Annotated in this window: 28 protein-coding genes, 2 pseudogenes and 1 riboswitch; of the genes and pseudogenes, 13 read left to right on the top strand and 17 right to left on the bottom strand. The window is 65.3% G+C overall.

The features are described from left to right. The first annotated feature begins 18 nt into the window (after positions 1 to 18). A riboswitch (cobalamin riboswitch) is annotated at positions 19 to 221 on the top strand. 54 nt (positions 222 to 275) lie between these two features. After that, complete coding sequence (locus tag BLT86_RS14665) at positions 276 to 956, top strand: energy-coupling factor ABC transporter permease (protein ID WP_017675477.1); 681 nt, start codon at positions 276 to 278, stop codon at positions 954 to 956. A 9-nt stretch (positions 957 to 965) separates the two neighbouring features. Here the strand turns inward: BLT86_RS14665 and BLT86_RS14660 are convergent, their stop codons facing one another. Then, complete coding sequence (locus BLT86_RS14660) at positions 966 to 1,688, bottom strand: hypothetical protein (RefSeq protein ID WP_017675476.1); 723 nt, start codon at positions 1,686 to 1,688, stop codon at positions 966 to 968. A 65-nt stretch (positions 1,689 to 1,753) separates the two neighbouring features. Between BLT86_RS14660 and amn the strand changes: the two genes are divergently transcribed. Next, complete coding sequence (gene amn, locus BLT86_RS14655) at positions 1,754 to 3,286, top strand: AMP nucleosidase (protein ID WP_197676066.1); 1,533 nt, start codon at positions 1,754 to 1,756, stop codon at positions 3,284 to 3,286. A 269-nt stretch (positions 3,287 to 3,555) separates the two neighbouring features. Further along, positions 3,556 to 4,365, top strand: coding sequence for a hypothetical protein (locus tag BLT86_RS14650; RefSeq protein WP_017675474.1), 810 nt, complete (start codon positions 3,556 to 3,558; stop codon positions 4,363 to 4,365). A gap of 1 nt (position 4,366) precedes the next feature. Here BLT86_RS14650 and BLT86_RS14645 read toward each other — a convergent pair whose 3' ends face one another. Further along, complete coding sequence (locus BLT86_RS14645; RefSeq protein ID WP_017675473.1) at positions 4,367 to 5,338, bottom strand: threonine dehydratase; 972 nt, start codon at positions 5,336 to 5,338, stop codon at positions 4,367 to 4,369. A gap of 80 nt (positions 5,339 to 5,418) precedes the next feature. On the opposite strand from BLT86_RS14645, the gene BLT86_RS14640 reads away from it, so the two are divergent. After that, a complete protein-coding gene (locus tag BLT86_RS14640) occupies positions 5,419 to 6,762 on the top strand; it encodes an aminotransferase-like domain-containing protein (protein WP_017675472.1) in 1,344 nt (447 codons plus the stop codon). A gap of 71 nt (positions 6,763 to 6,833) precedes the next feature. Here the strand turns inward: BLT86_RS14640 and BLT86_RS14635 are convergent, their stop codons facing one another. Both BLT86_RS14635 and ahr read right to left on the bottom strand, forming a co-directional pair. Then, positions 6,834 to 7,280, bottom strand: a complete 447-nt coding sequence (locus BLT86_RS14635) for an acetyltransferase (protein ID WP_017675471.1) — start codon at positions 7,278 to 7,280, stop codon at positions 6,834 to 6,836. Between the two features lie 59 nt (positions 7,281 to 7,339). Then, entirely contained in the window at positions 7,340 to 8,371 is a 1,032-nt protein-coding gene (gene ahr, locus BLT86_RS14630; protein ID WP_017675470.1) for an NADPH-dependent aldehyde reductase Ahr, read from the bottom strand. A 174-nt stretch (positions 8,372 to 8,545) separates the two neighbouring features. On the opposite strand from ahr, the gene BLT86_RS14625 reads away from it, so the two are divergent. Next, entirely contained in the window at positions 8,546 to 9,115 is a 570-nt protein-coding gene (locus BLT86_RS14625; protein WP_017675469.1) for a pseudouridine synthase, read from the top strand. Positions 9,116 to 9,315: 200 nt separating this feature from the next. Here the strand turns inward: BLT86_RS14625 and BLT86_RS14620 are convergent, their stop codons facing one another. The 5 genes from BLT86_RS14620 to BLT86_RS14600 all read right to left on the bottom strand — a co-directional run bounded on the left by BLT86_RS14620 (position 9,316) and on the right by BLT86_RS14600 (position 12,252). Then, positions 9,316 to 9,708 (bottom strand): globin domain-containing protein, encoded by a 393-nt coding sequence (locus BLT86_RS14620; RefSeq protein ID WP_017675468.1) that lies wholly within the window; start codon positions 9,706 to 9,708, stop codon positions 9,316 to 9,318. A gap of 76 nt (positions 9,709 to 9,784) precedes the next feature. Further along, complete coding sequence (locus BLT86_RS14615) at positions 9,785 to 10,003, bottom strand: DUF2788 domain-containing protein (protein ID WP_003240295.1); 219 nt, start codon at positions 10,001 to 10,003, stop codon at positions 9,785 to 9,787. A gap of 90 nt (positions 10,004 to 10,093) precedes the next feature. Next, the gene (locus BLT86_RS14610) at positions 10,094 to 10,573 is read right to left on the bottom strand and encodes an Lrp/AsnC family transcriptional regulator (protein ID WP_004424680.1); all 480 of its coding nucleotides are present in this window, start codon (positions 10,571 to 10,573) and stop codon (positions 10,094 to 10,096) included. Positions 10,574 to 10,946: 373 nt separating this feature from the next. Then, the gene (locus tag BLT86_RS14605) at positions 10,947 to 11,828 is read right to left on the bottom strand and encodes a cation diffusion facilitator family transporter (protein WP_092377619.1); all 882 of its coding nucleotides are present in this window, start codon (positions 11,826 to 11,828) and stop codon (positions 10,947 to 10,949) included. A 4-nt stretch (positions 11,829 to 11,832) separates the two neighbouring features. Next, positions 11,833 to 12,252: a hypothetical protein gene (locus tag BLT86_RS14600; RefSeq protein ID WP_021489451.1), complete on the bottom strand. Its 420-nt coding sequence runs from the start codon at positions 12,250 to 12,252 to the stop codon at positions 11,833 to 11,835. Here BLT86_RS14600 and BLT86_RS25945 point away from each other — a divergent pair. The 3 genes from BLT86_RS25945 to BLT86_RS14590 are packed head-to-tail and all read left to right on the top strand — an operon-like array spanning position 12,251 to position 15,729. After that, positions 12,251 to 12,415, top strand: a complete 165-nt coding sequence (locus BLT86_RS25945) for a hypothetical protein (RefSeq protein WP_167377324.1) — start codon at positions 12,251 to 12,253, stop codon at positions 12,413 to 12,415. The genes BLT86_RS14600 and BLT86_RS25945 overlap by 2 nt on opposite strands. After that, entirely contained in the window at positions 12,381 to 14,915 is a 2,535-nt protein-coding gene (hrpB, locus tag BLT86_RS14595; protein WP_092377616.1) for an ATP-dependent helicase HrpB, read from the top strand. Before BLT86_RS25945 ends, hrpB begins: the two co-directional genes overlap by 35 nt. Positions 14,916 to 14,922: 7 nt before the next feature. Then, entirely contained in the window at positions 14,923 to 15,729 is an 807-nt protein-coding gene (locus BLT86_RS14590; RefSeq protein ID WP_092377614.1) for a TlpA disulfide reductase family protein, read from the top strand. 4 nt (positions 15,730 to 15,733) lie between these two features. Here BLT86_RS14590 and BLT86_RS14585 read toward each other — a convergent pair whose 3' ends face one another. Together BLT86_RS14585 and BLT86_RS14580 are read right to left on the bottom strand one after the other, a co-directional pair. Continuing rightward, positions 15,734 to 16,468, bottom strand: coding sequence for a substrate-binding periplasmic protein (locus BLT86_RS14585; protein ID WP_084340288.1), 735 nt, complete (start codon positions 16,466 to 16,468; stop codon positions 15,734 to 15,736). An 86-nt stretch (positions 16,469 to 16,554) separates the two neighbouring features. Continuing rightward, positions 16,555 to 17,646: an endonuclease/exonuclease/phosphatase family protein gene (locus BLT86_RS14580; protein ID WP_092377611.1), complete on the bottom strand. Its 1,092-nt coding sequence runs from the start codon at positions 17,644 to 17,646 to the stop codon at positions 16,555 to 16,557. A gap of 90 nt (positions 17,647 to 17,736) precedes the next feature. On the opposite strand from BLT86_RS14580, the gene BLT86_RS14575 reads away from it, so the two are divergent. Together BLT86_RS14575 and BLT86_RS14570 are read left to right on the top strand one after the other, a co-directional pair. Beyond that, positions 17,737 to 17,976 (top strand): CDGSH iron-sulfur domain-containing protein, encoded by a 240-nt coding sequence (locus BLT86_RS14575; RefSeq protein WP_004424658.1) that lies wholly within the window; start codon positions 17,737 to 17,739, stop codon positions 17,974 to 17,976. Between the two features lie 32 nt (positions 17,977 to 18,008). Further along, a complete protein-coding gene (locus BLT86_RS14570) occupies positions 18,009 to 18,854 on the top strand; it encodes an SDR family oxidoreductase (RefSeq protein ID WP_084340286.1) in 846 nt (281 codons plus the stop codon). 65 nt (positions 18,855 to 18,919) lie between these two features. On the opposite strand, the gene BLT86_RS14560 is transcribed toward BLT86_RS14570, so the two are convergent. From BLT86_RS14560 to BLT86_RS14550, 3 genes are all read right to left on the bottom strand, one after another. Continuing rightward, positions 18,920 to 19,300, bottom strand: a complete 381-nt coding sequence (locus BLT86_RS14560; protein WP_231976545.1) for a VOC family protein — start codon at positions 19,298 to 19,300, stop codon at positions 18,920 to 18,922. Positions 19,301 to 19,331: 31 nt separating this feature from the next. Next, entirely contained in the window at positions 19,332 to 20,000 is a 669-nt protein-coding gene (locus BLT86_RS14555; protein WP_004424651.1) for a YciC family protein, read from the bottom strand. 63 nt (positions 20,001 to 20,063) lie between these two features. After that, the gene (locus BLT86_RS14550) at positions 20,064 to 20,549 is read right to left on the bottom strand and encodes a YbaK/EbsC family protein (RefSeq protein WP_039965044.1); all 486 of its coding nucleotides are present in this window, start codon (positions 20,547 to 20,549) and stop codon (positions 20,064 to 20,066) included. Between the two features lie 101 nt (positions 20,550 to 20,650). On the opposite strand from BLT86_RS14550, the gene BLT86_RS14545 reads away from it, so the two are divergent. The 3 genes from BLT86_RS14545 to BLT86_RS14535 all read left to right on the top strand — a co-directional run bounded on the left by BLT86_RS14545 (position 20,651) and on the right by BLT86_RS14535 (position 23,364). Beyond that, a complete protein-coding gene (locus BLT86_RS14545) occupies positions 20,651 to 21,130 on the top strand; it encodes a LabA-like NYN domain-containing protein (RefSeq protein WP_004424647.1) in 480 nt (159 codons plus the stop codon). Positions 21,131 to 21,260: 130 nt separating this feature from the next. Next, positions 21,261 to 21,860 (top strand): 3'-5' exonuclease, encoded by a 600-nt coding sequence (locus BLT86_RS14540; RefSeq protein ID WP_092377607.1) that lies wholly within the window; start codon positions 21,261 to 21,263, stop codon positions 21,858 to 21,860. 154 nt (positions 21,861 to 22,014) lie between these two features. After that, positions 22,015 to 23,364: a DEAD/DEAH box helicase gene (locus BLT86_RS14535; protein WP_092377603.1), complete on the top strand. Its 1,350-nt coding sequence runs from the start codon at positions 22,015 to 22,017 to the stop codon at positions 23,362 to 23,364. 139 nt (positions 23,365 to 23,503) lie between these two features. Here BLT86_RS14535 and BLT86_RS14530 read toward each other — a convergent pair. The 3 genes and pseudogenes from BLT86_RS14530 to BLT86_RS14520 all read right to left on the bottom strand — a co-directional run. Beyond that, positions 23,504 to 23,746, bottom strand: a pseudogene (locus BLT86_RS14530) (PAS domain-containing protein); the annotation flags it as partial. 4 nt (positions 23,747 to 23,750) lie between these two features. Then, positions 23,751 to 24,085: pseudogene (locus BLT86_RS14525) on the bottom strand (response regulator); the annotation flags it as partial. 18 nt (positions 24,086 to 24,103) lie between these two features. Then, complete coding sequence (locus BLT86_RS14520) at positions 24,104 to 25,342, bottom strand: TIGR03862 family flavoprotein (RefSeq protein WP_092377600.1); 1,239 nt, start codon at positions 25,340 to 25,342, stop codon at positions 24,104 to 24,106. Between the last annotated feature and the right edge of the window lie 138 nt (positions 25,343 to 25,480).

Raw genomic sequence — 25,480 nt, 5'->3', positions numbered from 1 at the left:
TTTTTAGCCGGGCAGGCGAGTAATCTTGCCGCCGATGGTTCTGCGTGCACGTCTGTGACGCGGATGAAAAGGGAACAGGGTGCGGCGAATCTCGCCAATGCCCTGGCTGCCCCCGCAACTGTAAGCGGCGAACGATGCCCTCATGCCACTGACTTCGGTCGGGAAGGCGGGCGAAGTGCCAAGCCGTGAGCCAGGAGACCTGCCATCGACAACGGGCGTTTCGCCCACCCCCCTTATCCGAATCGTCGCGCGGTGGGCGCGGCAAAGGAACTCGCATGCATATCGAACCCGGTGTCGTCGAAGGCGCCAAGATCCTGCTCAGCTACGCAACGGTCGTCACCGCTTTCGGCCTGACCGCCAAACTCGCCCTGGACAGCGTACGCAACAACGGCGGTGTCGCCGCCCTGGCGCTACGCAGCCTGCTGACCACCGCCCTGGTATTCTGCTTCTTCGAAGTGTTCCCGCATCATGCGGTGGGCGTTTCCGAGGTGCATCTGATCCTCGGCTCGACCCTGCTCCTGCTGTTCGGCGCCGGTGCTGCTGCCATTGGCCTGGCCGCGGGGCTGTTGTTGCAGGGGCTGCTGTTCGCCCAGTTCGACCTGCCGCAGTACGGCATGAACGTCACCACGCTGTTGATCCCGCTGTGGGGTATCAGCCTGCTGGCCAAGCGCATCGTCGCGCCGGGGACCGCGTACGTCGATCTTTCCTACAAGCAGGCGCTGGCGCTTTCGACCGCTTATCAGGGCGGCATCGTCGCATGGGTCGGGTTCTGGGCCTTCTATGGTCACGGCTTCTCCAGCGAAAACCTGGCAGCAGTGGGCAGCTTCGGCCTGGCCTACATGAGCGTGATCCTGGTCGAGCCGCTGATCGACCTGGGCGTGCTGGCCGCTGCCAAGGCGCTGTCGCGTTTCAGCCAGGGGCCGCTGTTCAACGTGCGCCTGCATCAGCCGGCCTGAACCGGTCGCTCAGCGGCGGCGTTGCCAGATCATCTTGCCGGTATTGCTCTCGGTGACCAGGTACTGGTCGCTGAAGCGGTAGTAGGCGGCGGGTTGATAGTCGGCGGCGCCAGCCAGGCGCACCATCAGCATGCCGCCCTGGCTGCGCCAGTGGCCGCTGTACTGCACCTCGCCTGGGCTGTCGTAGCTCCAGTCGCCTCCGCCGCCGACCGCGCGGCTCCACTGGGTGACGCTGCCGTCGGCATTCAACTGCAGGGTCATCAGGGTGTTGAACGAGGCGAGGCTGGCAGCGCCGCTGTTGATGATCTTCTCGTGTACCCAGGTGCCGACCAGTGTCGGGTCCAGCGTGCCTGACGTAGGTGGCGTCGCAATCGCCGCCTCGCGCTGAAATAGCGCCTGGCGTTCCAATACTTCCCCGTTTCTTGGGTTACGCGCAGCGATACTGGCGTTGAGCATCGCGTTGGCGTAGGTCGCGTTCATGTTCGCCAGTAGCAGGCCCGATTGCGGGTCGCTGATCTCGGCGCGCAGCAGCTTGCCGTCGTAGCGACCTTTGACGACCAGGCGCAGGTGCTGGCTCTCGACGTACTCGCCTTCCACCACGGCGTCGTTCTGGCGCAGGATCAGCTCGCTCGGCTGGCCGTCGAGCGTGGTTCGGTAGTGGCCATCGAGTTCACCGGCTTGAGCGCTTGAGCATGAGGCCATGGCCAGCAGCAGAACGATTGCACGAGGCATGATGGTGACCTCTGACGAATTGATCCAAGCCTAGCCGTTGGCAGCGATAGGCGGGGGATCGCGCTATGTTTTCGTCAACGTATGCAGGCAAGATAGGCGCGTACGTTCAGTCAGGAAGATGCACTGTGAAAGCCTGCTCAGATGATTTCATCATTGCCTACACCCCCGAAGAGGCCGTCGACCGCCTCGCCGCCCTGCATCAGGAAGCCACCGGTGCGTTGAGCCAGGCGCTCAAACGCTACCTCAAGGAGCGCATCCGCCCGGATGCCAGCGAGCACTGCCTGTTCCGTTACCCCGAGCTGCGCCTGACCTACCTGTGCCAGGGCGAGGTGCCGACCACCGTGCGCGCCTACGCCAAGGTACAGGTGCCAGGCACCTATGCCATCACCGTGACCCAGCCAGCGGCCTTCCGCAAATACCTGCTGGAGCAGCTGCGCCCGCTGATGAACGACTTCACCCTGCGCGTCGAGGTCGGCCGCAGCCAGCAGAACATTCCCTATCCCTACGTGGTCGAGGGCGGCGATGAGCTGGCCGGCAGTGGCGTGACCGCCGCCGAGCTGGCGCGGGTATTCCCCAGCACCGACCTGTCTGCTGCTACCGACGGCACCGCCGATGGTCTGTACGACTGGGAGAACATCGACCCGCTGCCGCTGGCACTGTTCGACGCGGCGCGCACCGATTTCTCGCTCAAGCGCATCCAGCACTACACCGGCAGCGACTGGCGCCACGTGCAGCCGTGGATCCTGCTGACCAACTACCACCGTTACGTCGACCAGTTCATCCGCCACGGCCTGGACATGCTGGTGGGCGACTCGCGTTTCACCCGCATGGTGCTGCCGGGCAACGTGGTGATCGAGCGCGGCATGGCCGAAGGCGAGATGCAGGCGATCATCGAGAACGTGGTCTGGCACCGCTACCAGATGCCGGCCTACCACCTGCAGGCCGAGGACGGCCATGGTATCACCCTGGTCAATATCGGCGTTGGCCCATCCAACGCCAAGAACATCACCGACCACCTGGCCGTGCTGCGTCCGCACTGCTGGCTGATGATCGGCCACTGCGGCGGCCTGCGTCAGTCGCAGACCATCGGTGACTACGTGCTGGCCCACGCCTATATGCGCCGCGACGGCATTCTCGACCGCGTGCTGCCGCCGCATATCCCGCTGCCGGCGCTGGCCGAGGTGCAGCAGGCGCTGCAGGAAGCCGCCAAACTGGTTACCGGCGAAGAGGGCGACGAGTTGAAGAAGCGCCTGCGCACCGGCACCGTGTTGACCTACGACGACCGCAACTGGGAGCTGCGCTGGGCCCAGGAGCGGCCGTTGATCAACCTGTCGCGAGCTGTTGCAGTGGACATGGAAAGCGGCACCATCGCAGCGCAAGGCTATCGCCTGCGGGTGCCCTACGGCACGCTGCTGTGTGTGTCGGACAAACCCCTGCACAGCGAGATCAAGCTGCCCGGCGCAGCCGGCGCCTTCTACGAGCGCGCGGTGACCCAGCACCTGCATATCGGTATCGCCGCGCTGGAGCTGATGCGCAGCCAGCTCAACTCGCTGCACTCGCGCAAGTTGCGCAGCTTCGACGAGCCGCCGTTCCGCTGATAAGCAGGGCGTGGCCTGATGCTGATCAGATAAGTTCTTTACCGCCCCTCTCTTACTTGCACTAGGGGGCGTTTTTGTAGGAGCCAGCTTGCTGGCGATGCTTTTTATGGCGGATCGCCGGCAAGCCGGCTCCTACAAAGATCGAGGGCAACGGCTTAACTAACTGGCATCAGGGCGTGGCCTGACGCACAGTCTGGCCACGCCCCGGCGGTACTGATCCGCGCGCTGGTTTAGACTCGCCCCCGTCATGGACGAACGAGGCGATACGCATGGAACAGGCACGTCTGCTGCTCACAGCGTTGTGGGAACCCTTCAGCTTTTTCAGTCTTTTCCTCTACACCGGCCTGGCCCTTACGCTGGGCGTTGTGGCTGGTCTGCTGCTGGCCGTCAAGCTGCACCGGCTGGGCTGGTTGGCGCGTAACAATCGCTGGCACCACTGGCTGCTCAAACTCTACTTTCTGCTGTTGCCGCTGGCCGGAGGTTTCCTCGGTTTCCAGGGTGGGCTGTTGTATGGCAGCCAGCAGCAGATCAATCGCCATCTCGATAACTACGCGCCATTGGTGCAGGAGCTGGCCGACGACATCTGGAGTGATTTCCAGGCCTATGTCGAGGCGCAGGAAGCGCAAGGGTTATTGGCGGTGCAGGATGTCAGCGTGCAGACCCTGCTCAATCAGTTGGCGCTGGATTACCTGCGCAGCGAGCGGCTGCTGGAGGCCGCCGAGCGTGCCGAGGCCTCGACCACCGAGCGCATCGCCTTCGATCTGCTCGACCGACTGCGTGCCAGTCTGCTGGGCAAGGCGATTGGCGAAATGGCGGTAGAGAAAACCGCTCGTTACAGCGGCCTCAACGAGAAGGTACTGAATCAGGTACTGGATGCGCGTATCGAACAACTGTTCCAGGCCGAGTTCCTGCTCGGTCTGCTCAAGCGGCAGATCAGTCATGTGTTCAAGCCGCTCTATATCGCCTTGCTGATTCAGATTGGTCTGCTGCTGGCACTGATCGCTGCGGAGTGGGGCGTTTCTCGCTGGTTACGGCAGACGCCCGGACGTTTGCTTGCCGAGCCTCTGCCGCTGGCCTGAGTCAGGCCGCGACCGGCGCCTCGTCACGCAGCAGTTCGGCCAGCGCAGCGCGGTCGATATTGGCGCCGCTGAGCACCACGGCCACGCGCTGGCCGGCGTTGCTTTCGCGCTCCTGCATTAGCGCGGCCAGCGCCGCTGCACCGGCGCCTTCGGCGAGGTTGTGGGTGTCCTCGTGATAGGTGCGGATGGCAGCGCGGATCTCCTCGTCGTCGACCCGTACGATGCGTGCTGCGCCGGCGCGGATCATGTCCAGCGCCAATTCCTGCGGCTGGCGGCAGGCCATGCCATCGGCCAGGGTGTCTGCACGTTCGGTCTGCACCAGCCGGCCTTGTTCGAAGCTCCGTGCATAAGCATCGGCGCCGCTGGCGACGACGCCGACGATTTCGGTGTCGAGACCAAGCAGGTCGCGGGTGCGGATCATCCCGCAGATACCCGAGCCGAGGCCGATGGGCACATAGACCCGGCGCAGATTCGGTACCGCCTCCAGCAGTTCCAGGGCATAGGTAGCCACGCCGCGCACCAGATCCTCATGCAGTGACGGCACCCAGTGCAGGTCGTCGCGTTCGGCGATACGCGCGGCTTCGGCGCGGGCTTCGTCGAAGTCGCGGCCATGTTCGATCACCTCTGCGCCGAGTGCGCGCATCGCCGCGTTTTTCTCGCGGGCGTTGCCGTGTGGCACCAGGATGCGGATCGCCAGGCCGGCCTGGCGCGCGGCCAGTGCCAGGCTCTGGCCGTGGTTACCACGAGTGGCGGTGACCAGTCCACGCACCTGCGGCTCGCGGCGCAGCAGGGCGTCGATGTAGACCAAGCCGCCACGCACCTTGAAGGCCGCAGTCGGGGCGTGATTCTCGTGCTTGACCCAGACCTCGCAGCTCAGGCGCTGGGCAAGTAACGGCCAGGCCAGTTGTGGCGTGGGCGCCATGTGGCGGTGAACCAGTTCAGCGCTCTGGCGCAGTTGGGCGAGGTCGAACATGACAGGCACTCCGAGTGGTGTTGACCCGGATGCTAGTGCGGCGCATTGTATGGGTAAATCTTTATATTGCATGGCAAGCAATGTGGCTTCCTGACCTTCAAGACAGCTCCCTACCGACATACCTGGCATTGGTCGAAGCCATTGCCTCGGCCATCGGTCGTGGTGAACTCAATCCCGGTGAGCGCCTGCCGCCGCAGCGGCGCCTGGCCTGGACGCTGGGTATCAACCCGAGCACGGTTATGCTCGCTTACCGTGAGGCGGCGCGTCGGCATCTGGTTTCTGGCGAGGTCGGGCGCGGCACCTACGTGCTGGCTGGCAGCCGCGAGGCGAGCCTGTTCCGGCTCAAGCAGCCGGCCGCGCAGGGCGAGCTGATCGACCTGTCGACCAACGTGCCAGTGCATGACCCGGACAATCACGATCTTTCCGCCAGCCTTGCCGCGTTGGCTGCACGTGGCGAGCTGGATGCGTTGCAGGCCTACCCGTCGGCAGCACTGGTCGAGCGCGCGCATCTGGCTGGCGTCACCTGGCTGCGCCGGCGTGGCCTGGAGCTGGCGCCGGGCGGCCTGCTGCTTTGCGCCGGTGCCCAGCAGGGTGTGTCAGCGGCGTTGCTGGCGCTGTGCGAGGCCGGCGAGCCGATTCTGGTGGAGCGCTACACCGCGCCGGGAATCAAGGCCGCCGCGCGCCAGTTGCGTCTGCCGCTGCATGGCGTGGCGATGGACGAGCACGGCATCCTGCCCGATGACCTCGACCGCCAGGCGCGTGCCACTGGCGCCCGTGTGGCGGTGCTTACGCCCTGTTTGCAGAACCCCACCGGGGCCAGCCTGGACGCCGAACGGCGCGTGGCCATTGCCGAGGTGGCGCGGCGGCGCGGGCTGTGGATCATCGAGGATGATGTCTACGGCGTGCTCGGTAGCGAGGCGCCGCTGGCGGTGCAGCTTGCCGAGCGCTGCCTGCTGATCAGCAGCCTGTCCAAGAGCGTCGCGCCCGGTTTGCGTCTGGGCTTTATCGCGGGGGCGCCGGAACTCCTTGAACGCATCGACCCCGAGGCCCAGGCCACACGCTGGGCGGTTACGCCGCTGAGTCTGGCGCTGGGCTGTGAGTGGATCGAAAGCGGCATTGCCGAACAGCGACTGGCCTGGCAGATCGACGAGCTGCAGCAGCGCTGGCGCCTGGCTGCGCGCGTGCTCGGGCCGCGCATGCCGCAGGGCAGGGCGATGTCGCCGCATCTTTGGCTCGATGGTACGCCGCCGGTTGGTTTGGCTGAGGCCTGCCGGCAGAACGGCGTCGAGGTGGTGCCGGCCGAGGTGTTCGCGGTCGAGGCCAATCCGGGGCGCGCGGTGCGTATCAGCCTTGCGGCGGCAGCCAGCCGGGTCGAACTCAAGCGGGCGTTGGAGGGGATCGTGGCGGCTTGGGCGATGGGGTAGGTGGGGGCCGGCGGGCTGTTCGCTTCGCTACTAGCGGCCGGCGTCCCGGACCGCCCTACGGCTGGCCCACGCTACGATGCTGCGAGTTGCATATGCAGGATCGGGAAGGGCCGCCCGCCGCCATCCAGGCGCGAGCGATCGGTCACCACGAAGCCCAGGTGCTGATAGAAGCCCACGGCCTGCGGATTCTGCTCGTTGACGTCGACCCGGGTGGCGCCCAGCGCGTCGATGGCGTGGCGCATCAGTCGCTTGCCCACGCCCTGGCCGTGGCAGGCCGGGTCGACGAAGAGCATTTCCACCATGCCTTCGCTGGTGCCGAGAAAGCCCAGTATTCGCCCCGATTCATCGCGTGCGCAGGCCAATTGCACGGCCGGGAAATACTGCTCGTGCAGCAAGGGCTTGATCACCTGCAGGTCGCTCTCCGGCAGGAAGTGGTGGGTGGCGCGTACGGCGGCCTCCCAGATTTCCACCAGGGTAATCAGGTCGGTATCGGTGGGGGTGTCGAGCATCAGCGACATGGCGGCAGGCATCTTGAATGAAGCGGGGCGCAGAGCATGCCAGCTCGGCGCCCGCGCTGTCATTTGCTGGCGTCGAGCACCACGCGGTAGCGCGCCTTGCCGCTGCGCAGATGGTCGATGGCCGCGTTCACCTGGCTCATAGGGAAGTGCTCGACCTGCGGCAGGATCTGGTGACGGGCGCAGAATTCGAGCATGGTCGCCATGCTCGACGGCGAGCCCACTGGCGAGCCGGACAGGCTCTTCTGCTGCGGGATCAGGTTGAACACGTGCACCGGGATGGCGCTGGGCACGATGCCGACGAAGTGCAGGCGGCCCTTGCCGCGCAGGGTAGCGATCAGCGCCTGCCAGTCCAGATCGGCGCTGGCAGTGACCAGGAGGAAATCCAGGCAGCCGGCAATCGCCTTCATCGCCGCGCTGTCGGTGGAGGCCACCACCTTGTGCGCGCCCAGGCGTTTGGCTTCGTCCTGCTTGTTCAGCGACGAGGTGAAGGCGGTCACCTCGCAGCCCCAGGCGTTGAGGAAACGCAGCGCCAAGTGGCCGAGGCCGCCGATGCCGACCACGCCGACGCGATCCGTCGGCTTGATGTCGAATTCCAGCAGCGGGCTGAACACCGTCGAACCGGCGCAGAACAGCGGGCCGACCAGCGCCGGGTCGAGGCCCTCGGGCAGCGGCACGGCCCAGGCCCAGTGCGAACGCAGACGGTCGGCGAAACCACCGTGGCTGCCAACGATGGTCGGCTTCACCGAGCGGCACAGCTGGTGCGAGCCTTCCATGCACGAGCCGCAATGCATGCAACTGCCCTTGTACCAGCCGATGCCAACTCTTTGGCCCAGCGCGAGGCCACGCGCCTGCTCGCCTAGGCGGACGATGGTGCCGACCACTTCATGACCGGGGATGAAGGGGTAGCGGGCATTGCCCCATTCGTTGTCGATCATCGACTGGTCGGAATGGCAGATGCCGCAATACTCCACCGCCACTTCCACTTCTTCGGCGCCGAGCGGGCCGGGGTCGTAGCTCAGGCGCTCCAATGGTGCCTTGGGCGTCGTGGCGGCCCAGCCGGTGAAGGTGGCGAGTTCGGCGTTGTTGCTCATCGCTGGCTCCTGATCGCAGGGGGTGAATCCGCAGCTTAGTCGCTCTGGCAGGACGTGGAAGCACCATCAGCGCCGCTTATCGTGGGTTACACTGCGCGCCCCAGTGCCACCGAAGCCAGTTGCATGTCACGCCCTCGTCCTCCCGCCAATCGCCGCCCTGCAGCCCCGCGCCGCGTGGCCAAGGCGCCGCCTGAGCAGCCGCGCCTGCTGGTATTGAACAAACCGTTCGACGTGCTCACCCAGTTCAACGATGAGCTGGGCCGTGTGACGCTCAAGGAGTTCGTCGACGTACCTGGCGTCTATCCGGCCGGGCGTCTGGATCGCGACAGCGAAGGCCTGCTGTTATTGACCAACGATGGTCGTCTGCAGGCGCGTATCGCCGACCCCAAGCACAAGCTGCCGAAGACCTATTGGGTGCAGGTGGAAGGGGAGCCGAGCGAGGCGCAACTGCAGCAGCTGCGCGATGGCGTGACGCTGAATGACGGCCCGACCCTGCCGGCCGAGGCGCGGTGTCTGGACGAGCCCGAGCTATGGGAGCGCAACCCGCCGGTACGCTTTCGCAAGAGCGTGCCGACGGCGTGGCTGGAGCTGGTGATTCGCGAGGGGCGCAATCGTCAGGTGCGGCGCATGACCGCCGCCGTCGGCTTGCCGACCCTGCGCCTGGTGCGCGTGGCCATCGGCCCCTGGCGTCTGGACGGGCTACAGCCTGGGCAATGGCGTGAGGTGCCAGCGTTATTGCCATAGGGCGCGTCATTGCCGGCGAAGTTGGTGCGCACGGCGCACCCTACGGCCGGCGGTGTCCCTGTAGGGTGCGCCGCGCGCACCAGGGTCACGCCGATTGGGGCGGGTATAGGGGGAGAACGGCGGCGGCTGCGATGATCAGTAAGGTGCACCACGCAGCGGACGTTTTGTCGCAGAGGCCGGGCCGGCGACCCTGACCTGAATCAATAACCGGCCTTGATCACGGCGATACCTTTGTTCAGCACTTCACGCCAGGCCTGGCGCACTTCTGCGTCGCACTCCTTGTCGTGTTCGCCGATGGTCGCCAGCAGCGCGTCGAGCCACAGGTCGTAGAGTTCCGGGCGAATGTCCAGATGCTGGCGCGAGTGCGATTCGCCGAGGGCGCGCAGCTTGGTGTCAGGCATGCCGCGGGCGTGCATCACCAGGTTGAGAATGCCCTGGCGTAGCAGCTGCTTTTGCGCGCTCATGTCGGTGTCGACGAACTTCTCGCGAATCAGCGGTGAGCTGGCGAGGAAGTGGCGGTAGAAACTGTCGAAGAAATCCGGGCTGGCGCAGCAGCGTCCATAGCTCTGCATCACCAGATTGGCGGCGCTCATGTGTCACTCCTTGAGTGGGCGGTAGGCCGCGCAGGCGGCCTGGTATCGATCGGAGATACTGCGCTGGCAGGCTGGGTCAGCCGTGAATGCCGCGCGCGGTCTCGATGATGTAGGTGATGATCGGCTTGGCGAGGAAGGCGAACAGGCACAGGCCCAGGCCGAGGAACAGGATGGCGGTGCCGAGGCGGCCGGCCTTGGACTTCTTCGCGAGGTCCCAGATGATGAAGAACATGAACAGCATCAGGCCGCCCACCAGGACGTACATCATCAGGGCTTCAAATTGTTCGGTTTCCATGGTGCCTCATGATTCGGACGGAAAACGCAGGGCCGGAATTATACGCGCCCTGACCTGGCGCGCGGCATGATCCGCTTCACCCTGCGACTTTCAGTCGCGCAGGTGCTGTAGCGGCAACTGCGTGCTGGAGAGAATCTGCTGCAGTACGAAGCTCGAGCGCACGCTGGAAACACCATCGATGCGAGTCAGGGTGCCGAGCAGCAGCTTCTGGTAATGGTCCATGTCCGGCACCACTACCTTGAGCTGGTAGTCGGCGTCCATCCCGGTCACCAGGCAGCACTCCAGCACCTCGGGGCATTTGCGGATTTCGTCCTGAAAGTGCTCGAAGCGCTCGGGGGTGTGCCGGTCCATGCCGATCAGCACGTAGGCGGTCAGGCTCAGGCCAAGCTTCTTGCGGTCGAGCAGGGCGACCTGGCCGGTGATGTAGCCATCGTCCTCCAGCTGTTTGACGCGGCGCGAGCAGGGCGAGGGCGACAGGCCGATACGTTCGGCCAGTTCCTGGTTGGACAGGGCAGCGTTGCGCTGCAATTCGGCGAGAATGTTCAGGTCGTAACGGTCGAGTTTGTCCATTTTTTAACTGGCTCATTATTGGATTGCGCTAGATAGTGCTCCTTTAGTTGTTAATTGCGCAATTGGTAACTTTGTAAGCAATCTTAGCAATCTTATTTCGGCGCGACAGGCGTAAGCTTTCTCTCAGTTTCACGGCCCGGACGACAAGTCCTACCGGCCTCGCCCAACCAGGTGAGCCGGCGCCGACGGTCCTACCGGATCGCACCGGCACCCGGGTCCGCACTGCCCAACCAGGCGGGCGACGAAAGCGGCGACAGCATCGCCAGCACCGGACAGATTTCCCGAGGGGGCCGCGAGGCCCCTTTTTTATTGCCTGGGATTTCTGCAGGAGGCTCGTGGGCTTGGGCGATTTTCGAGAGGCGGGGCGTTGTGGTCAGCGTTGGACCACTTCCGGCGGATCGGCATGCACCAGCACTTCGGCACGTGGATAGTGCTCATGAATCGCCTTCTCCACAGCCACGCAGTGAGCATGGGCCTGCGACAGGCTCATCTCACCCGGCAGCTCCAGGTGCAACTGGACGAACCAGCGCGTACCGGAAATGCGTGTACGCAGATCGTGCGCGCCGAGCACGCCCGGCACCGAGGTGGCCAGCTGGTACATATGCTGAGTGGTCTCGCTGGGCAGTTCCTCGTCCATCAGTACGGCCACAGCGCCGCGCACGATGCTGATGGCGCTCCAGAAGATGTAGAAGGCGATGCCGATGGCGAAGATCGCATCCATCTGCTGCCAGCCGAAACGGGTCAGTAGCAGGGCGAGGAGGATGCTGCTGTTGAGCAGGATGTCGGAGCGGTAGTGCAGCGAGTCGGCGTGAATCGCGGTGGAGCCAGTCTCGCGCACCACCTTGCGTTGAAAGCTCAGCAGGGCGACGGTCAAGGCCAGCGACAGCAGCATGACGGCGATGCCGATACCTTCGGCTTCCAGCGGCTGTGGCACTTGCAGGCGCTCGACGCCCTGCAGGCCAATGAGCACGGCACTGACACCGATGAACAGCGCTTGGCCCAGCCCGGCCAGCGCCTCGGCCTTGCCGTGGCCGTAGCGGTGATCCTCGTCGGCAGGGCGCAGGGCGAAGTGCACGGCAACCAGGTTGATCAGCGAGGCGGCGCTATCGAGCAGCGAATCGGTGAGGCCGGCCAGCAGGCTGACCGAACCGCTCAGCCACCAGGCAACCGCCTTGGCCAGTACCAGGGTCAGCGCCACCGTCAGCGCTGCCCGGGTGGCCAGGCGCATCAGCCTGGCGTGCTGTGGGTCATGCATGGATTCAGGCGGCCGGACGCAGGCCGTAGGCTGCCAGTTGTTCGGCGCTGCCGCTGTGCTGGATCAGGCGCGGATCGTCCAGCGGCAACTGGTGGCCGGTGCTGGTTTCGATCAGGGTCTTGAGCGCGTACTGGTCGACCTTGCCGTCTTCGCCGATCAGTTGCTTGAGCTGCTGCGGGTCGACCTGGGCGGTCTGGCCTTCGGGCAGGTAGATGGCGCCGGTGGCGAAGTCCACGGCGAAGGCGATCAGGCCAGGAATCACGTAGAACAGGATGCCGATGGCATTGGCTCCGGCGATCACCGGGTCGATCCGGCCTTCGATCTGGCCGCGGCGGTCCGGGTAGAAGATCGAGCCGCAAGCAGTCAGTTGGGCGAGCAGGGTAGCGGCGACAACGCCGGCGATGAAGCGGGATTTCGTGCGCATGAGCACCTCCAGAAAAAAGTGGCGCAACTATAGCAAGGCGATGATTGCAAAACTGCAGCGCGCTGTTTCAGACCAGCAAGTTGGCAGGCGGTTCGCCGTTATAATCGCCGACCTGCTGTGGAGAAATGATGAACACCCTGCCGATCGATTCGCTGCTGCCTGATTTGCGTGATGCGCTGAGCGCCCGCCACGAAGTGGTGCTGGAGGCGCCGCCCGGCGCTGGCAAGACCACCCGCGTACCACTGGCGCTGCTCGATGCGCCCTGGCTGGCCGGGCAAACCATCCTCATGCTCGAGCCGCGTCGCCTGGCAGCGCGTGCCGCGGCCGAACGCCTGGCCAGCGAGCTGGGCGAGCGGGTCGGCGAGACGGTTGGTTATCGCATTCGCCTGGACAGCAAGGTGGGGCCGAACACGCGCATCGAGGTGGTCACCGAAGGCATCCTGGCCCGCCGCCTGCAGGACGATCCGGCGCTGGATGGCGTCGGCCTGGTGATCTTTGATGAATTCCATGAAAGAAGTCTGGATGCCGATCTGGCCCTGGCGCTGACGCTCAACGGCCGCGCCATGTTCCGCGGCGAAGACAGCGGCGAGGCACCGCTCAAGGTGCTGCTGATGTCCGCCACTCTCGAAGGCGAGCGTCTGTCGGCACTGCTTGGCGAGGCGCCGGTGCTGCGCAGCGAAGGGAGCATGTTCCCGGTGGATATCCGCTGGAGCGCGCCGCTGGCGCCCGGTGAGTGGATCGAACCGCGGGTTGTGCAGACGGTATCGCAGGCCCTGGCCGACGAGCCGGGCAGCCTGCTGGTGTTCCTGCCGGGGCAGGCCGAGATTCGCCGCGTGGCCGAGCAACTGGGCGAGGTGCTGAGCGGGCACGACGACATCCTGCTCTGTCCGCTGCATGGCGAGCTGGATCTGTCCGCCCAGCGTGCCGCCATCGAGCCGGCGCCTGAGGGCAAGCGCAAGGTGGTGCTGGCCACCAATATCGCCGAGACCAGCCTGACCATCGACGGCGTGCGTGTGGTCATCGATGCCGGCCTGGCGCGGGTGCCGCGCTTCGACCCGGCCAGTGGCATGACCCGCCTCGACACCCAGCGCATTTCCCGCGCCTCCGCCACCCAGCGCGCCGGTCGTGCCGGGCGCCTGCAGCCGGGCGTGTGCTATCGGCTGTGGTCGCAGGCGCAGCACGAACAGCTCAGTGCCTATTCCGGCGCGGAGATTTTGCAGGCTGATCTGGCCGAACTGGCCTTGCAACTGCTGCGCTGGGGCGTGACACCGCAGGAACTGAGCTGGCTAGACGTGCCACCGCCTGCCGCCTACGCCCAGGCGCTGGATCTACTCGGTCGCCTTGGTGCGCTGGATGAACGTGGTGCACTCAATGCCCACGGCCAGGCCATGGCCGAGCTGCCGAGCCATCCGCGTATTGCCCATCTGCTGCTGCGCGGCCAGGCGCTGGGCCTCGGTGCGTTGGCCTGCGATCTGGCCGCGCTGTTGTCCGAGCGCGATATCCTGCGCGGCGGTGGCGCCGACTTGCACAGTCGTCTGGCCCTGCTCAGCGGCGAAAGCCGCGCCGCGCGCAACGCCGTGGGCGGCGTGCAGCGCGCGCGGCAACTGGCCAAGCAGTTCCAGGGGCTGCTCAGGGGGCGGTCGGCGAACCAGATGGTGAGTGATCCCGAGCATCCGCGCTGGCTCGGCTGCCTGCTGGCTTTCGCTTACCCCGACCGCATCGCCCAGCAGCGCCGTGTTGGGGGTGCCGACTACCGCCTGGCCAATGGCCGCGCCGCGCAGTTCGGTGAAGCCGATGCGCTGATGAAGCATGAATGGCTGGTGGTGGCCGACCTGGGCAGCCGCCAGGGTCAGCGCGAGGAACGTATCTATCTCGCCGCCGATCTCGACCCGGCGCTGTTCGAGCGTGAGCTCGCCGAGCAGGTCGCGACGCTGGACGTGCTCGACTGGGACGAGCGTGAAGGCGTGCTGCGCGCCGAGCGCCAGCGCAAGGTCGGCGAGCTGGTGCTGGAACGCCAGGCGCTGGCCGCGCTGGACGAGGCGGCGCGCGGCAGCGCCCTGGTCGGCCTGGTGCGGCGCAAGGGCCTGGAACTGCTGCCCTGGACTCCGGAGCTGCGCCAGTGGCAGGCGCGGGTGGCCCTGTTGCGTGAGCTGGACCTGCAGCAACAGGGGCAGAGCGAATGGCCGGACTTGTCGGATGCCGCGCTGCTGGCCAGCCTCGAGCAGTGGCTGACGCCATTCTTAAGCAAGGTCAACCGCCTCAGCCACTTCGCAGGCCTCGACCTGCCGTCGATCCTGCAGACGCTGCTGCCCTGGCCACTGCCGCAACGCCTCGACGAGTTGGCGCCGCGCGCGCTGAGCGTGCCGTCCGGCTCACGCATTGCCATCGACTACACGGAAAACCCGCCGGTGCTCGCCGTGCGCCTGCAGGAGCTGTTCGGCCTGGCCGCCACGCCGCGCATCGCTGGTGGCCGCCTCGGCCTCAAGCTGCATCTGCTGTCACCCGCGCGCAGGCCGGTGCAGGTGACGCAGGACCTGGCCAGCTTCTGGGCCAATACCTACCTGGAGGTGAAGAAGGACCTCAAGGGGCGCTACCCGAAGCACTACTGGCCGGACGACCCATTGATCGCCGAGCCCACGGCGCGGGCCAAACCGAGAAAATGAGAAGTCGATGCTGACCCTGGACGTCGGGCCCTTGGCCCTTGGTGTTTCCCATGTGCTGCTGTTTGGCAGCCTGCTGCTGGCCACACTGGTTGGCTGGTTGATCGGTCGTCGCCACGGCTGCAATCCGGAAAGTCAGTTGTTCCGCATGCTGATGCTGGGCTTGCTGGTGGCGCGGCTGGCGTTCGTGCTGGTGTATGCCGAGTATTTCCGCGATCAGCCGTGGCGAGCGGTGGATATCCGTGATGGCGGCTTCATCGCCTGGCCGGGTGTGCTCGCGGGACTTGCGTTGGGCGCCTGGTATCTCTGGCGCCAGGCACAATTGCGCCGGCCGTTGGGCGTGGCGATGGGCGTCGGTCTGGCGCTGTGGCTGGGTGGCAACCTGATGTTGCATGCGCTGGAGCAGGGCACGCGACTGCCTGATCTGCAGGTGCGGGATATGCAGGGTAATCCGGTGAACCTGCGTGACTACGCCGGCCAGCCGCTGGTGGTCAACCTGTGGGCCACCTGGTGCCCGCCATGTCGACGTGAGATGCCGGTGCTGATGCAGGCGCAGCAGCGTGAGGCTGCTATCACCATCCTGTTCGTCAACCAGGGGGAAAGTGCTGCGCTGGTGGGTGAGTTCCTCGCCGCGCAGCAACTGAGTCTGGACAATCTGCTGCTCGACGAGCAGGTGCAGCTGGGTCAGTTGGTGGGCTCGCGGGCGTTACCCACCACGCTGTTCTACGATGCCGAGGGCCGGCAGGTCGGCAGTCACCTGGGCGAGCTGTCGCACGCCAGCCTGGAGCGTGCGCTGGCCAGGCTGCGCGGCGATTGAAGGGTCAGTACAGCTGCAGATCCTCGCCGGCATCCTGCAAGCGCTGATAGGCCCGGTCCAGATCATCGCGCAGGCGCTCGGCATCAGGCGCACGTCGCGAATAGATCAGCCGCAGCGGCAGACGCTGTACCTCGACGAAGGGCAGTTCAGCCATGCCCAGCGTGCGCATGGCCTGTTCAACGGGCGCCTGGTAGTCCAGCAGGTAGTCGCCACGTCGGCGCTGGAGCATCTCCAGTGCCGAGATGTGGCTGCGGGTGCGGTGAAGGGAGATATTGCGTGCCGGATCCTCCAGCCATTGGTTGACGTCCTGCCAGTAGCTGTAGCCCGTGATCAGAATTACCCCGCGACCTGTCAGATCGTCTGGAATGGTGGGCGCGGGTGTGTCCTGTCGGAAGTACAGGTTGAGGGTGATTTCGCCCAGCAGGTGCCAACTCTCGAGGGTCTGCCCGGCCAACTGCGGTTTGCCGGATGCGCCAGCCCAGAGCTGGATGCTGCCATCGAGCAGGCCGCTGTAGAGTCGTGCGCCGGGGTAGGAGCGAAAGTCGGCTTCATAGCCTGCCGCCTCGAGCAGGCGCGCCGTCAGATCAAGCCCCGAGCCGCTGGGTTGACCCTGGGCGTCGGTATAGGAAAAGGGCGGAAACTCGTAGTACCCCACATGAATGCGTGGCCTAGCCTCGGCAGTGCAGAGAGCCGGCAGCCAGAGCAGAGCGATGAGTAGCAGGCAGAAGCGTATAGGCATTTGGACCGCGGCGATTGGCCGTCTTGTCTTTTTTTTGTAATACCCGGCTAGCATGGACAAAACCGGGTTGGCTTGTCCAGCCCGGTTCATTCCTGGCTGGGCAGGAAGAAACGCCCGATCACCGGCAGGTGGTCGGAAATGCTCAGGGTGTCGTGCTGCCGCACCCGGCTGGCCAGTGGTGTTAGGCGCGGGCTGTAGAACAGGTAGTCGAGGGTGCGATCCGGGCCACTGGCGGCCGGGTCGTTGGGATAGTGGGTGTACCACTGCGCCTGCTGTGCGCCGCTGGCCTGTTGTAGGCTGGGGATCATCGGGTAGCGCCGGGCCAGGTCCTGTAATTCGCTGTCGGCGGCGTACCAGCTACGTTGATCCTCCGGCAGATGCTGGAACTGACCGGGTGGCAGCAGGTTGAGGTCGCCGCCCAGCACCCAGGTTTTGTCGCTGGTTTGCAGCTGCTGGAGCAGGCCGTCGGTCATCTCCACCTGGCGCTGCATGGTGTCCTCGCCCTGGGCGAAGGCATCGAAATGGGTGTTGATCGCCACCAGTTCGTCGCCACCACGAATCGGCAGGTAGCTGACCAGCAAGGCGCGCTTGAGCTGGAACTGACGGCTCAGCAGGTCGCTCTCGAGCATGGGCAATTGCAGGCGTTCGGCGCGGGCGATCTGGAAGCGACTGAGGGTGCCGAGTTTCATGCCGACGCTGCCGAGGATGCGCGGGTGCGGAACGAAACCGGCCTTCCAGTAGAAGGCCTCGGTGCTGCAGGGGTAAAGGTCGCTCAGGCGCGCTTGCAGCAGGGCCAGCTGATCCTGGTAGTCGCTGGCCTTGGCCTTGTCGTGCAGCTCCTGCAGCAGTACGACATCCGGTTGTTCGTCGCGCAGCACGCGCACCACTTCATCCAGGGTGACGGCCAGGTCGGCGCTGCTCGGGCGCTCGTCCGGTCCATCGCCGCCGGGCAGGTCGTACCAGAACACGTAGCGCTTGCCGGCCAGGTACTGCACGTTCCAGGTCATCACCTTGAGTGCCTGGCCGGGCTGCAGCTGCGCCACCTGCCCGCTGCATGACACGGCTGCTTCTTCATGGGGCAGCGGGCGCCAGGTCAGGCTGTACACCAGCGCAATCAGCACAGCGAGCAATGGCAACACAATGAGCAGGAGCAGGCGAAGCGGGCGAGGCAGGGACATGGCGAAACGGGCGACTATGCTGGAAGGAGGCGAGGATACCTGACTGCGGCCTGTCGGCCCAGGCATGCGCGATCCTGCCGGGAGGTTGCGATGAACCAGCCGCTGATCGCTCAGCGTGGCCCCTACGCGGTGGATGTGGAGGCCGGTCGGGATTATTTCTGGTGCCGTTGTGGGCGCAGCGCCAGCCAGCCATTCTGCGATGGCAGCCACAAGGGCAGCGGGCTGACGCCACTGAAGTACCATGCCGAGCGCGCCGAACAGGTATTTTTCTGTGGCTGCAAGCACACAGCCACGCCGCCCTGTTGCGATGGCAGCCATAACAGGTTGTAGTGTCGCCGAGGCCAGGGCAGCGGGAGCAACGCATGTATCGCAAGGTATTCGCCAACAAGGTGTTCGACCGCAAGGTCGTACTCATCACGGGTGGATGTGCCGGCATCGGTCGCGCCTTGGCGATACGCCTGGCCCAGGCTGGTGCGCGCCTGGTGATTCTCGATCTGCAGCAGGCAGCGCTGGACAGCCTGGTGCAGCACCTGGCCGATCATCACAACGCCGAGGCGCTGGGGCTGCTCTGCGACGTGGCTGACGCCGAGGCGGTGCAGCGCGCGGTGGCGCTGGCGGTGGAACGTTTCGGCGGTATCGATGTGTTGGTCAACAATGCCGGCATCACTCATCGCAGCACCTTCGCCGAGACCAGTCTGGAAGTGTTCCAGCGGGTCATGGCGGTCAACTATTTCGGCGCGCTCTACTGCACCCAGGCAGCGCTGCCCAGCCTGATTGCCCGCGGCGGGCAGATCATCGTCCTCAGCTCACTATCGGGTATCGCGCCGTTGCTCTATCGCAGCGCTTACAACGCCAGCAAGCACGCGCTGCATGGCTTGTTCGAGACGCTGCGCTTTGAGCTCAAGGGCTCGGGTGTGAACGTGATGCTGGTGTGCCCAGGTTTTACCGCGACCGACCTGCGCAAGAACGCTCTGGTCGGTGACGGCTCGGTGGCTGCCCAACCGCCCTTGGCGATGGGCAAGGTGGCCTCGCCGCAGGATGTCGCCGAGGCCATCTATCATGGGGCACTCAAGCGTCGGCGGCTGCTGGTGTTGTCCAACGTCGATTGGCGCGCCCGGGTGCTGGCGCGCTTCTTCCCGAGGTTGTTCGAGCGGGTGTTGCTACCGCGGCTTTCCGGGTTGCGGCCACAGCGTTCGGGGCGCAATTGATGCGTCTTTGGCTACTCGCACTGTTGATTCTGACGCCTCTGTGCCGGGCTGGCGAAGGCGAATCCCTACGGGTGATGACCGACCTCTGGCCGCCCTTTCGCATGGAGGACGAGAACGGTCAGTTGCAGGGGCTGGATATCGATCTGCTGGCCTTCGTCCTGGCCGCCGGCTGCCAAAGCTGCCTCGTGAAAGGCATGCACCGAGGCCTTGTCCGGGGCGATGAAGCCGAAGTGACTGCCGTTGCCGAGGGTCGCCGGCTGACCATTGATTGGCGTCTGCATCCAGAACTCCGGGTAATCGCGGCCGAAGGCCACCGCCCCAGGATGGCGCATGATTTCCCGACAACAGAGGGTGGCAAGCACCTTGGCGTAGAGGGTGCTGGTAGCCTCGAAGTCATTGGTGCCGATGGATACGTGGGACAGGATGCTGGGGTTCGTTTCGCTCATGGCGCGCTCCGGGCCGGGGAAAACAGCAAGCCTAGTCACTGTTCTCACCATTTGCCGCCTGCTGCGGTTCGAGCAGCATGAACAGGCGGAACAGCACCACGATGGCGAACAACTGCAGGAAGCCGTTGCCGGTCTGATGCAGCACCCATAGCAGGGTGTCGCTCTGGCTCGGCTGCGTCCACCAGTCGAGCAGCCACAACGGCACCAGCACGTTGGCCAGGCAGGTGAACACCGGCCAGAAGCGCCCCTCGGTCAACGTGAAGCTGGCCTGCAACGCGCGTAGCGGCGGCTCCTGGCGCAGTACCAGAATCAGTTCGGAAAAGGCCAGGCGCATCATGATCCAGATGCCCGGCACGATGAACAGCGACAGGCCGAGCATGATTGCCAGAGTGCTCAATCCGGTCATCAGGGCGAAGGTCGGCCACAGTTGCAGCCCGGCCGCGAACAGCTGCGCGTTGCCGGGCGTCTGGCCGATGCTGCGCGCATGCAGGAAGAGAATCAGCGGTGCGGCATACAGCGGGTAGAAGAGTATGCCGAGCAGCACGCCATAGGCCGGGTTGGCGCCTTCGCCGAGCTGGGCGGCGAGGATCGTCTGGGCGATGGCTTCGAGCAGCAACAGCGGCAGGGTCAGGCGGGCAATGGCCAGCAGGTTGTGGCTGGAGAAAAACCAGGCGTCGCGCAGCACGGACAGAGGCTTCATTGGCAGGTTACCAAGTGTGAGGGCGTGGGCGCTGTGGCCGTTCGCCGGGGCAGTCGAATGGGTTCAAGAGTACTCCAGCTGCGCGTTGGGCTGCGCCTTGAGCAGACGCGGCAGTTCGCTGCCGGGCACTTCCAGGGTCAGTTCGGGTGGGCCGGGTGAATACAGCAGGAAGTCGCAGGCCAGCACCGCGCGGTCGATCAGCAGGGTGATGCCGGCGTCATGGCCGAACGGACAGGCACACATCGGCACGCAGCCGGTTTGCTCGATCAGTTCCTCGTCGCTGGCGATGCGCGGGCGACTGCCGAGCAGCGTCTTGAGCCTGGCCCAGTCGGCGCGGGCGCCTTCGAGGCTGATCAGCATGGCGTAGCGTTGAGCACCGGTGCGCAGGAACAAACTCTTGCTCTCCACGCCGCGCAGGCCGAAACGTTGGCGCACGGCATGGGCGGTGGGGTAATCCAGCACCGGCTCATGCTCGACCAGGCGGTGGCTGATTCCCTGGCTCTGGAGCAGGTCGAGGTTACGCTGGCACAGCTGTTGTAGAAACGTCATGGCGCCAAGGATAGGGGCTGCGCCGCGCTCGGGCCAGCCCCGGCCGCATCCGCGGCCCAGCTCTGGCATACTGGTGCCTTCGTCGCCCCCGAGGACTCCCGGTGAAGAAGATCGCCGTATTCGCCGATGTGCAGAACCTCTACTACACGGTGCGCCAGGTCTATGGCTGCCACTTCGACTACAGCGTGCTGTGGGCCGAGGTCAGCCGCCGTGGCGTAATCGTCGAGGCGTACGCCTATGCCATTGACCGTGGTGACGCCAAACAGCAGCAGTTCCAGCAGACCCTGCGCAAGCTGGGCTTCACCGTGAAGCTCAAACCCTACATCCAGCGCAGCGACGGCTCGGCCAAGGGCGACTGGGATGTCGGCATCACCATTGACGTGCTCGATGCCGTCGAGCGCGTCGACGAGATCGTCCTGGCCTCCGGTGACGGCGACTTCGACCTGCTGCTCGAGCGCGTGCGCAGTCGTGGCGTCGAGGCCATCGCCTATGGCGCGCCCGGGCTGACGGCGCAGTCGCTGATTCGCGCGGCCAGTTTGTACGTGCCCATCGAGGGTGAATTGTTGCTGCGCAATCACTGAGACGCTGTCAGCAGGTTCACCGCTGTGCTCGCCATGCTCATGTATTTCAATACACTCCGCTTGCTGCGCGCAGGCGAAACGCGACCTGCCATCGCTCGCGACGACTTCTTCACATGTTCTGAGGTTTTACGTGGAATCCATTGCCGTCATCGACTTCGAAACCACTGGCGTGTCGCCGGCTCAGGCGCGCGCCACCGAAATCGGCGTGGCGATCATCGAGGACGGGCGCATCGTCGACCGCTACCAGAGCCTGATGAATAGCGGCGCCTGGGTGCCGCCATTCATCGAGCAGCTCACCGGTATCAGCAACGCCATGCTGCGCAAGGCGCCGCCGTCGGAGCAGGTGATGAACGAGGTGGCCGACTTCATCGGCGAAAGGCCGTTGCTGGCGCATAACGCTTCCTTCGACCAGAAATTCTGGGACGCCGAGCTGGCGCGGGTACGCCGGCGTCGTGCGCAGCCCTTCGCCTGTTCGCTGCTGCTGTCGCGCCGTCTGCTGCCCGAGGCGCCAAGCCACAAGCTGGGCAACCTCAATGCCTGGGCCGGCCTGCCGGATACCGGTCGTGCCCACCGTGCGCTGGCCGATGCCGAGATGGCCGCGAACCTGACACTGCACCTGTTCGGCCTGTTGCGCGAGCGCCATGGCCGGCACCAGGCCGATCATGCCTTTCTCTGCCAGTTGCAGAATCTGTCGGCTGCCAAGGTACGGGCGCTGCTGGCCGCGGCGTAGCCTGGATTACATTCGGGCCATGCAGTACGCCGCTTCTTGGGTAGGAGCCCGCTTGCGGGCGATCCGTTGCCAATCGCCCGCAAGCGGGTTCCTACAAGCGGGTTGGCACGGGTAAACTACGCGCCAGTTCTTTTACTTCCTGCGGTTACCCGTCATGACCTTCGCCTCTCTCGGTTTGATCGAGCCGTTGCTGCATACCCTTGCTGATCTCGACTACCAGACCCCGACCCCGGTACAGAGCCAGGCCATCCCGGCCGTGCTCAAGGGTCGTGATCTGATGGCCGCGGCGCAGACCGGCACCGGCAAGACCGCTGGTTTCGCCCTGCCGCTGCTGCAGCGCCTGACTCTGGAAGGCCCGCAGGTCACCAGCAACAGCGTGCGTGCGCTGGTGCTGACGCCGACTCGCGAGCTGGCCGAGCAGGTGCTGCAGAGCCTTTTGAGCTACGGCCAGCACCTGCCGCTGACCAGCTATGCGGTGTACGGCGGGGTCAGCATCAACCCGCAGATGATGAAGCTGCGCAAGGGCGTCGATGTGCTGGTGGCCACGCCGGGGCGACTGCTCGACCTGTATCGGCAGAACGCGGTGAAGTTCTCCCAGTTGCAGACCCTGGTGCTGGATGAGGCCGACCGCATGCTCGACCTGGGTTTTGCCCGCGAGCTGGACGAGCTGTTCAGTGCACTGCCGAAAAAGCGCCAGACCCTGCTGTTCTCCGCCACCTTTTCCGATGCCATCCGGCAGATGGCCGGCGAGCTGCTGCGCGACCCGCTGTCGGTCGAGGTCAGTCCGCGCAATGCGGCGGCCAAGAGCGTCAAACAGTGGCTGATCCCGGTGGACAAGAAGCGCAAGAGCGAGCTGCTCCTGCACCTGCTGCAGGAAAAACGCTGGGGCCAGGTGCTGGTGTTCGCCAAGACCCGCAAGGGTGTCGATCAGCTCGAACAGGAGCTGCTGGCCATGGGCGTGTCAGCCGATTCGATTCACGGCGACAAGCCACAGCCGAGCCGCCTGCGCGCACTGGAACGCTTCAAGGCTGGCGAGGTGCAGATTCTGGTGGCCACCGACGTGGCCGCGCGTGGCCTGGATATCGATGACCTGCCGCTGGTGGTCAACCTCGACCTGCCGATCAACGCCGAAGACTACGTGCACCGTATCGGTCGTACCGGCCGCGCCGGCAGTACGGGCGAGGCGATCTCCCTGGTCTGCGCCGACGAGGTGGATCAACTGGCGGCGATCGAGAACCTGACCCAGCAATTGATCAAGCGTGTCGATGAGCCGGACTTCATCCCCGATCACCGCGTACCGCTGACGGCGGTCGGTGGCCAGGTGCTGAAAAAACCGAAGAAACCCAAGCAGAAGCTGATCCCCGGTGCGGGCGCCGCGAAGAGCGGCGGCAGGGGCAATATTCACCTCGGCCGCTGGTTCGAGGAAGAGGACGCCAAGCCCAAGGCCAAGGCTGTGCGCAAGGTACCGAGCTTCGGCAGCAAGCCCAAAGGCGGCAAGAAGTAGGGCAGCGCACTCAGTTGTAGCACGGGTGAAATCCGGGGCAGATCGCTCGCGGCTAAAGCCCCTCCCACATGGCAGGACATGTTCCGTGGGAGGGGCTTTAACCGCGACGGCCATGGCGCATGGAAACCTAGAACCGTAGCCGGGTGCCCAATTGCACCACGCTTTCCACTTTGCGCTCCAGCCAGGGGCGGTCAATGTCCGGGAACAGCTCGAACAACGAACGCCCCTGTACCTGGTCCGGCCCCAGCCCGGAATGGTTCTCCATGAAGGCATTCCACACTTCGAGGCGGTATTGGCGGTCGAGCACCACCACGCCGACGTCGATGCATTGCGCGATGTCGAGCAGCCGGTGAACTTCCTTGATATCGATCTGTGCGGGCATCGCCTCACTCCATCAGGTAGTCGATCTTGTTGGTCAGGCGTTTGATCGAATCTTCGGTGAACAACAGCAGATCGAAGTGGATGGCATGGCCTTCCAGGCTATAGCTGATCTCCACGGCCAGGGCTTTGCCCCAGCGCTGGCGGTTGACCTGGATCAGCTGGTCGAGACTGGCATGCTGGCCTGGTCCAGTAACATCTCCGAGGTTTGCGCTTTGTTCTCCGGCTGCCAGCCGAGCAGGCACGCCATGTCGTCCACTTCCGAGTCATGGAACAGCAGCAGCGCCTCTCCGGCGATGGTCTCGCCGATGAAACCCTGGCAGATGGCGCTGAAGCGCTCGCCGCCCGGCCCACCCTACAACTACACGGCATGCAACCAGTCGAGTAGGCCCAGCGCCGCGACCCGCCCGCTGGCGAAGCAGGCGGTGAGCAGGTAGCCGCCGGTGGGCGCTTCCCAGTCGAGCATTTCACCGGCGCAGAACACGCCGGGCAGGGATCTGAGCATCAGTCCTTCGTCCAGCGCCGCGAAGGGCACGCCGCCAGCGCTGCTGATCGCCTCATCTAGCGGCCGAGGGCGCAGCAGGGTGATCGGCAGCGCCTTGATCCAGGACGCCAGAGCAGCCGGTTCGGCAAATGCGGCAGCCGGCGCCAGTTCACGCAGCAGGGCAGCCTTCACGCCGTCCAGCCCGGCCTGGCGATGCAGGTGCTTGGCCATCGAGTGCTTGCCGCGTGGCTTGGCCAGCGCCTGCAGCAGCTTGACCAATGGCATCCGCGGCAACAGGTCGAGGTGAATCACGGCCTGGCCGTCGGCCTCGATGGCGCTGCGGATATCGGCGGAAAAGGCGTACACCAGGCTGCCTTCGATGCCGCCTGCAGTTAGCACGAACTCGCCGATGCGAGGCGCCTGGCCAGGCAGGCTCAAGGCGACGTTCTTCAGTGGCGCCCCGGCGAATTTTTCCCTGAGATGATCGCTCCAGCCCTCGACCTCGAAGCCGCAGTTGCTCGGCTTCAACGCCGCGACCTCGATACCGCGCGCCTGCAGCAGCGGCACCCAGGCGCCATCCGAGCCCAGTCGCGCCCAGCTACCACCGCCCAACGCCAACAGGCAGGCATCGGCGGCCAGGGCGCGCTCGCCGTCCGCGCTGGCGATGCGCAGGCTGCCATCGGCGTTCCAGCCCAGCCAGCGGCTGCGGGTGTGGATCATCACGCCCAGCTCGCGCAGCCGGCGCAGCCAGGCGCGCAGCAGCGGCGCGGCCTTCATGTCGCAGGGGAACACACGGCCGGAGGTGCCGACGAAGGTGTCGATACCCAGGCCATGAATCCACTCGCGCAAGGCATCAGCGTCGAATTCGCGCAGCAGCGCTGCGATCTCGGCCTGACGCTCGCCATAACGGCCGATGAAGGCGTCCTTGGACTCGGAGTGGGTGATGTTCATGCCGCCGACGCCGGCCAGCAGGAATTTGCGCCCCACTGAGGGCATGGCATCGAACAGCTCCACGCGCACGCCGCCTTGCGCCAGCACTTCGGCAGCCATCAGCCCGGCAGGGCCGCCGCCGATGATGGCGACGTGATGAGCGGTGGTCGGGCTGTCTGTGGTCATGGTGGCGGGGCGGTCAGGGAACGGCTGTGCATTCTACCAGGCAGTTGAAATACGTAGGCGAGGCAGGCAAGACAATACCTATGGCGGCCCCGCAAAAACAGCCGAAAAACGGTCGGAGTCGCGCTCGACTTTACGTGC

Source organism: Pseudomonas sihuiensis (assembly GCF_900106015.1).
GTDB lineage: Bacteria > Pseudomonadota > Gammaproteobacteria > Pseudomonadales > Pseudomonadaceae > Aquipseudomonas > Aquipseudomonas sihuiensis.
The sequence above is the reverse complement of the archived record's forward strand: the minus strand, read 5'-3'. Positions and strand labels throughout refer to the sequence as shown.